8 protein-coding genes are annotated in these 6,342 nt (G+C 36.9%); all 8 read left to right on the top strand.

Going from position 1 to position 6,342, the window contains the following annotated elements; genetic code table 11:
• The first annotated feature begins 284 nt into the window (after positions 1-284).
• The 8 genes from spoVT (at position 285) to VK91_RS19850 (ending at position 6,295) form a co-directional block, all read left to right on the top strand.
• Positions 285-821 carry a stage V sporulation protein T gene (gene spoVT, locus VK91_RS19885; protein ID WP_004229174.1) on the top strand — a complete coding sequence of 179 codons (537 nt, stop codon included), beginning with the start codon at positions 285-287 and terminating at the stop codon, positions 819-821.
• Between the two features lie 158 nt (positions 822-979).
• Positions 980-2,602, top strand: a complete 1,623-nt coding sequence (locus VK91_RS19880) for a polysaccharide biosynthesis protein (RefSeq protein ID WP_048395341.1) — start codon at positions 980-982, stop codon at positions 2,600-2,602.
• Between the two features lie 8 nt (positions 2,603-2,610).
• On the top strand, positions 2,611-4,071 hold the full coding sequence (mazG, locus tag VK91_RS19875; RefSeq protein ID WP_048395339.1) for a nucleoside triphosphate pyrophosphohydrolase: 1,461 nt from the start codon (positions 2,611-2,613) through the stop codon (positions 4,069-4,071).
• Positions 4,072-4,075: 4 nt separating this feature from the next.
• Positions 4,076-4,366, top strand: coding sequence for an RNA-binding S4 domain-containing protein (locus VK91_RS19870; RefSeq protein WP_048395337.1), 291 nt, complete (start codon positions 4,076-4,078; stop codon positions 4,364-4,366).
• Positions 4,367-4,513: 147 nt separating this feature from the next.
• Entirely contained in the window at positions 4,514-4,813 is a 300-nt protein-coding gene (yabP, locus tag VK91_RS19865) for a sporulation protein YabP (protein WP_004229167.1), read from the top strand.
• On the top strand, positions 4,810-5,301 hold the full coding sequence (gene yabQ, locus VK91_RS19860; RefSeq protein ID WP_048395335.1) for a spore cortex biosynthesis protein YabQ: 492 nt from the start codon (positions 4,810-4,812) through the stop codon (positions 5,299-5,301). Before yabP ends, yabQ begins: the two co-directional genes overlap by 4 nt.
• 17 nt (positions 5,302-5,318) lie before the next feature.
• Complete coding sequence (locus VK91_RS19855; protein ID WP_048395333.1) at positions 5,319-5,723, top strand: septum formation initiator family protein; 405 nt, start codon at positions 5,319-5,321, stop codon at positions 5,721-5,723.
• A gap of 134 nt (positions 5,724-5,857) precedes the next feature.
• Entirely contained in the window at positions 5,858-6,295 is a 438-nt protein-coding gene (locus VK91_RS19850; RefSeq protein WP_048395331.1) for a S1 domain-containing RNA-binding protein, read from the top strand.
• Positions 6,296-6,342 lie beyond the last annotated feature (47 nt).

Here is a 6,342-nt window from a genome sequence, read left to right as displayed (position 1 = left end):
TAAAAGATAAGAATAGCCTTTTTCATGTTGCTTCAGTAATCATCATCTCTAACATATTTGCTCACAGGAATAATTGATTTTTTCCAATATTTTTTATGAATTAATTATAGAAACTTATTCCTTGGGTAATCTAATAAAGAGTTGATTGATGTAATACCGTTTTTTGAAAAAAATTGATTGATGGTTGTGAAATCCTTTTTCTTCAGTTTTTGCATAGATTGCTCAAATAAAAACCATACTATCATTGAATTAAAATTTCATTGTAGCGAAAGCGAGGCATTAGAATGAAGGCAACAGGAATTGTTCGTCGTATTGATGATTTAGGGCGTGTAGTTATTCCAAAAGAAATTCGTAGGACGCTACGTATTCGTGAAGGCGACCCGCTTGAAATTTATACGGACCGTGAAGGCGAAGTCATTTTAAAGAAATATTCTCCCATCAATGATTTGGGGGAATTTGCAAGAGAATATGTTGAAACACTTTATGAAACGATGGGCACACCAGCATTTGTCACTGACCGTGATGAAGTAATCGCTGTTGCAGGGATAGGGAAAAAGGAATATATAAATCGTCGCATTACGTCCTTTGCGGAAAGCTTTATGGACGAACGCTCCACAAAAATAGAAAAAATGGAGACAACGATTGAAATTGTCCCTGGACAATATGAGCAAGTAAAATCATATTGTGCGACACCTATTATGGTGAATGGTGACCCAATAGGCTGTATTATCGTCTTGTCTAAAGTACACTTTGTTGGTGAGGTAGAAGTCAAAGTAGTGGAAACAGCTGCAAACTTCTTAGCAAAACAAATGAATAGTTAATGCATGGAAAAGTTATTGCGATGACCTTTAAGGCTGAACAATAACTTTTTTGCGTACATAAGGATGAATCATTATAGGAACAGTAGTGCCACCTTGCACGTCAAACTTTTGAGATATGCTATACTATTGGCATTGTTAAGAAGGAAAGAGGGCAATTTATGTCGCAACGTTTTGGTATGAAAAGCTACATGAAGGGTGCCGCCTTATTGACGATAGCAGCCCTTATTGTAAAAGTTCTTAGTGCCATTTACCGTGTGCCTTTTCAAAATCTAGTAGGTGATGAAGGCTTTTATATCTATCAACAGGTATATCCAGTTATTTCAATCTTCGTTGTTTGGACATCTAGTGGCTTTGCTATAGCCATTTCTAAAATGCTTGCAGACAATGATTGTATTGTTGATACAATAGAACGTGATGAAAGACGTCGCACTATAACACAGGTAGTTTTCAGGTATTTAACGGTATTATCACTACTGTTTTTTGCCATTTTATTTGGAGGTGCTGAAAAGATTGCCCATTTAATGGGAGATATTCAATTAGCACCACTTATTCGTACAGGCTCCTTAGTAGTATTGGTTATGCCGGCGCTGGCTATTTTAAAAGGTAGCTTTCAATCTAGAGCAATTATGGAGCCTATTGCTTATGCCCAAGTACTTGAACAAGCAGTGAGAGTAACTGTCATATTAGCAGGTACCTTTCTTATTATGACAACGACTAAATCTCTTTATGGTGCAGGAAAAATGGCTGTTATCGGTACAGTAATTGGAGAAATTACAGCCTTGCTATTACTTGCTTATATCTCATATAAACGATTTGGTCTACTGCAAGTTAAACAACATCTACAACGTAATCCAAGTTTACCTATCATTAAAGAGGTCACTTGGCTCAGCTTGAGTGTCAGTATGAGTGGTCTACTACTACTTGGCTATCAATTGGTCGATTCATTTACAATCTATTCTTCATTAATTGATAATGGGATGACTCCTACAATTGCAAAGGAAACGAAGGGTATTTATGATCGAGGACAACCGTTAGTTCAACTAGGTGTTGTCATTGCATCCTCATTGTCGTTGGCCATTGTGCCACTTGTCGCCCATTTGTCGAAAAAACAAGCGGGACGTAGTGCAGTGCCATTCATACAATTAACATACAAAGCATCCGTCCTGTTCGGCTGGTCTGCTGCACTAGGCTTAATGCTAGTTATGCCTTATTTAAATGAAATGCTTTTTAAAACCAATTCCTTATCGGAAGTATTGATTGTCTATGTATTTCAAATTGTCCCTTTGTCGATTATCCTTACATTTACAGCGATCTTACAAGGCTATGGAAAATTAAAAAAACCAGCTTTATTTCTCATAATCGGTTTTCTAATAAAAATTATATTAAATGTACGTTTAATTGGTGGATTAGGTGTACTAGGAGCTGCCATCGCAAATGATATAGGATTATTATTAACAGCAACCTTGCTAATTATTTATTTAAAAACATTGACTGGCATTCAATTAGCTTCAGGCGCATTTTATAAAAAAGTAGGTATAGCCTCCTTCAGTATGACAATCGTCGTTCTTATATGGTTACAGCTAGTATCGTCCTTGTTAAACCATTTGATGTCTTCACGTATGATAGCCATGGTGGCGGGTTTGACAGCAGTATCTATTGGGGCGTTTGTTATGCTAACAATTATTGCAAAGAAAAGAGTACTAAAAGAAAAAGAATGGTATTTACTGCCGTTTGGACGTAGAATGGCTGTTTACCAACTTTGGCTAAATTCAAGGAAGTAGGTGTAATATTGAATACATTAACAATTATTGGTTTAGGTGCAGGTGACTTTAATCAGCTGCAAATGGGTGTTTATAAAAAATTAAAGGCTGCTAAAAAATTATATGTACGAACAGTGGATCATCCGGTTTTAGAGGAATTAGCAGCAGAGGGTGTGGGATTTGAAAGTTTTGACGACGTTTATGAAAAACACGATACATTTCAACCTGTGTATGCAGAAATAGCTGATTCTCTTATAGAAGCTACGGCTGTTGAGGATGTTATGTATGCTGTGCCAGGGCATCCACTAGTTGCAGAGCAAACAGTGCAATTACTTATTGCAGCCGCAAATGAAGGGAAAATTGAGCTAGTCATTGAGGGTGGTCAGAGTTTCTTAGATCCCATTTTTGGTGCCTTAAAAATAGATCCAATTGAAGGCTTTCAATTACTTGATGGTACAAGTTTTTCAATGCATGACATTAACATGCGTCAGCATATCTTGATCGCTCAAGTATACGATACATTCAGTGCATCAGAAGTGAAGTTAACGTTGATGGAGAAATATGATGATGAGTATCCTGTGACAGTTGTGACAGCGGCTGGATCTTCACAGGAACAGATTGTCACAGTGCCACTTTATGAACTCGATCAAAGTGTAGAAGTAAATAATTTAACAACAGTCTATGTACCACCTGTAAAATCACAGGAGGAGTCATTAAGAGATTGGACAACATTCCGTCAAATCATTGCAACGCTGAGAGGTCCAAATGGCTGTCCTTGGGATCAAAAGCAAACACATGAGTCGTTGAAAAAATATTTACTTGAGGAAGCACATGAATACTTGGCTGCGGTCGATGCTGAGGATGATTTTGCTATGATTGAGGAACTTGGTGATGTGTTGTTACAAGTATTTTTGAATGCACAAATTGGAGAAGATCAAGGTTATTTTACACTTGAAGATGTGTTAGCTTCGATTAGTAAAAAAATGATTCGCCGCCATCCGCACGTTTTTGGGGATGTTGCAGTAGAAGATGCAGATGATGTTGTGGCTAATTGGGAGGCTATTAAAGCTGAGGAAAAAGAAACTAGCGACAAACCTTTATTAGACGAAGAATATAGAGCATCTTCGGCATTACAGACAGCCTACAATTATCAAAAAAGAGCTGCAAAAGTGGGCTTTGATTGGCCAGATGTGGAGGGAGCATGGGATAAATTTACCGAGGAATGGCAGGAATTTCGCCATGAGGTGACGAAAGGCTCTAATGCGTCCCGTCTTGATGAATTTGGCGATGTATTGTTCACATTAGTAAACTTAGCACGTTTCTATAAATTATCACCAGAAGAAGCCATGCTACATGCAAATGAGAAATTTGCAAGACGTTTCGGCTATGTTGAGCAACAGGTAAAGGCAAGTGGAAAACCATTTTCCGATTTTACATTAGAACAATTAGATGCATTTTGGAATGAAGCAAAGCAACTAGAAAAGGAGTAAGATTATGAGATTAGATAAGTTTTTAAAAGTATCCCGTTTAATAAAACGCCGTACTTTAGCCAAAGAAGTGGCCGATCAAGGACGTATTACAATCAATGAAAAGATTGCAAAAGCAAGTAGTACAGTGAAAGCTGGTGATGAGCTTGCTATCCGTTTTGGTCAAAAAATAGTAACGGCACGTGTAGAAGAAATACGTGATACTGTGAAAAAAGAAGATGCAGCAAAAATGTTTACCATTTTGAAAGAAGAACGACTTGAAAAGATTGAGCCTGAATTTATTGATGATGAGGATTAAAGCTAAATTTATTTTCTAGCCCTCCTATTGTTGTCCTGCCTTTCTTTTTGTAGGTGAAAGTATGACACAACTTAAATAAAGTTGTCATGCTTTGAAGGTTGTCCGCATAAAGTGAACAGAAGCTAGGACGACTAAAGGAGGAAAAAAATGACGCTACATCAAGAAAGTAATCGTTACACAATTCCATCTGGAGAGCATATTTTAACGATTCGTAATCGTAAAAGAATGGACATGACTTCTGTAAAATCAATTGAACGCTTTGATCAGGAAGAGTTTTTCATTAAGACGTCCCAAGGGCACTTGTTAATCCGTGGAGAGGAACTGCATATCGTTCATTTAGATGTTGACAAAGGATTATTGACACTTGAAGGAACTGTAAAAACCTTACAGTACGACGAGGAGGAAAGTGGCTTCTCGAAAGGTTTCCTTCATAAGTTATTTGGATGATTGTCAGTGAACAATTTTATCAATTAATTGTCATGGTTTTGAGCGGTATAGCAGTTGGTTTCATAATTGATAGTATAAGGCTTATTGTTTTTTCAACTCCAAAAAGGTCAAGCCTTCGAAAGTGGATGATGGTTGTTGAGTTAATAACTTGGATTCTACTTGGAGGGTTGACATACTATTTATTATTTTGGCTAAAAGATGGCGCTTGGCGGGCTTACGACCCGCTAGCGCAAATAGCCGGAATTTTTTTGTATCAATCATTTTTTCAAACCTTTTTACGTTTCGTTGCTAGAATTTTGGTGAATATAACATGGAGACCCTTTTGGTTCATTGTGCGTTTCATAATTACGGTTATTCGACAAATTTTGCAATTATTAATAAATATTGTTATGTTTGTTATAAGACCTTTTGTCAAAATTTATTCGTATTTGTCCTACACTTTTTTTAAAAAATTACGATATTTGAAGTATAATAAAAAGCAACAATAATTATCGGAGGTGCGGACATGACTAGACGTCATTCATCAAATGATGAATCCCAAAACTTCACTAAGCTTGATAATGACTATGTCCGTAACACGGATAGAGCTATAAATCGCAAACAACAGGCTCGAAAACGTAAGATGCGTCGTATTGTCTTTTTTGCGATTGTACCAGTCATTATTATTGCTCTTCTCTTAAATGTGCTGTCACATCAGAATGAAACATTAGCAGCAAAAGAGAAATCCAAAGAAGAAGCGAATCGGCATCTCACTGAATTGAAAGAGGAACAAGATACATTAAATCTTAAAATCAAACAATTGCAGGATGATGAATATATCGCAAAGCTATTAAGAAAAGAGTACTACTTATCGGAAAAAGGTGAGATTATTTTCATCATTCCAGATAAGGAAGATAAAAAAGACGACTGAAAAGCTATGTATTGTTGACACTCTTTTATTGTTATATATAATGAAAAGAGAAGCTTATTGCAGTAAAAAGTTTGATTAAATTGATTACATGGCTCAAAAGAGTCGCTTAATTTTTAAGGAGGAGCATTTTTTTTATGTCAATTGAAGTAGGCAGCAAGGTACAAGGTAAAGTAACAGGAATCACAAATTTTGGAGCATTCGTTGAGCTGCCAGATGGCAAAACAGGCTTAGTTCACATTAGTGAAGTTGCTGACAATTATGTAAAAGATATCAATGAGCATCTAAAAGTTGGAGATGAAGTTGAAGTAAAAGTGATGAATGTTGAAGCGGACGGAAAGATTGGTCTTTCAATCCGTAAAGCAAAGCCTCAAGCTGAAAGACCAGAGCGTCCAGAGCGTCCAGCACGTCCACGTCGTGATAATCGTTCCAATGATCGCAACGAACGCCACCAGCCAAAAGAAAATTTTGAGCAAAAAATGGCACGCTTCTTAAAAGATAGTGATGAACGTCTAGCAACACTTAAACGTGCTACAGAATCAAAACGCGGAGGTCGCGGAGCTAGAAGAGGGTAGTTTGCTGACTGTTTTAATCGTAGAAAAAGTGTATGAAATAGAGTTGG

The organism is Lysinibacillus sp. LK3 (genome assembly GCF_001043675.1).
GTDB lineage: Bacteria > Bacillota > Bacilli > Bacillales_A > Planococcaceae > Lysinibacillus > Lysinibacillus capsici.
The sequence above is the reverse complement of the archived record's forward strand: the minus strand, read 5'-3'. Positions and strand labels throughout refer to the sequence as shown.

Excerpts from the sequence above, each read along its gene's own strand:
- spoVT (WP_004229174.1), top strand. The coding sequence starts at position 285 with ATGAAGGCAACAGGAATTGTTCGTCGTATTGATGATTTAGGGCGTGTA.
- VK91_RS19880 (WP_048395341.1), top strand. The coding sequence starts at position 980 with ATGTCGCAACGTTTTGGTATGAAAAGCTACATGAAGGGTGCCGCCTTA.
- VK91_RS19870 (WP_048395337.1), top strand. The coding sequence starts at position 4,076 with ATGAGATTAGATAAGTTTTTAAAAGTATCCCGTTTAATAAAACGCCGT.
- yabP (WP_004229167.1), top strand. The coding sequence starts at position 4,514 with ATGACGCTACATCAAGAAAGTAATCGTTACACAATTCCATCTGGAGAG.
- yabQ (WP_048395335.1), top strand. The coding sequence starts at position 4,810 with ATGATTGTCAGTGAACAATTTTATCAATTAATTGTCATGGTTTTGAGC.
- VK91_RS19855 (WP_048395333.1), top strand. The coding sequence starts at position 5,319 with ATGACTAGACGTCATTCATCAAATGATGAATCCCAAAACTTCACTAAG.
- VK91_RS19850 (WP_048395331.1), top strand. The coding sequence starts at position 5,858 with ATGTCAATTGAAGTAGGCAGCAAGGTACAAGGTAAAGTAACAGGAATC.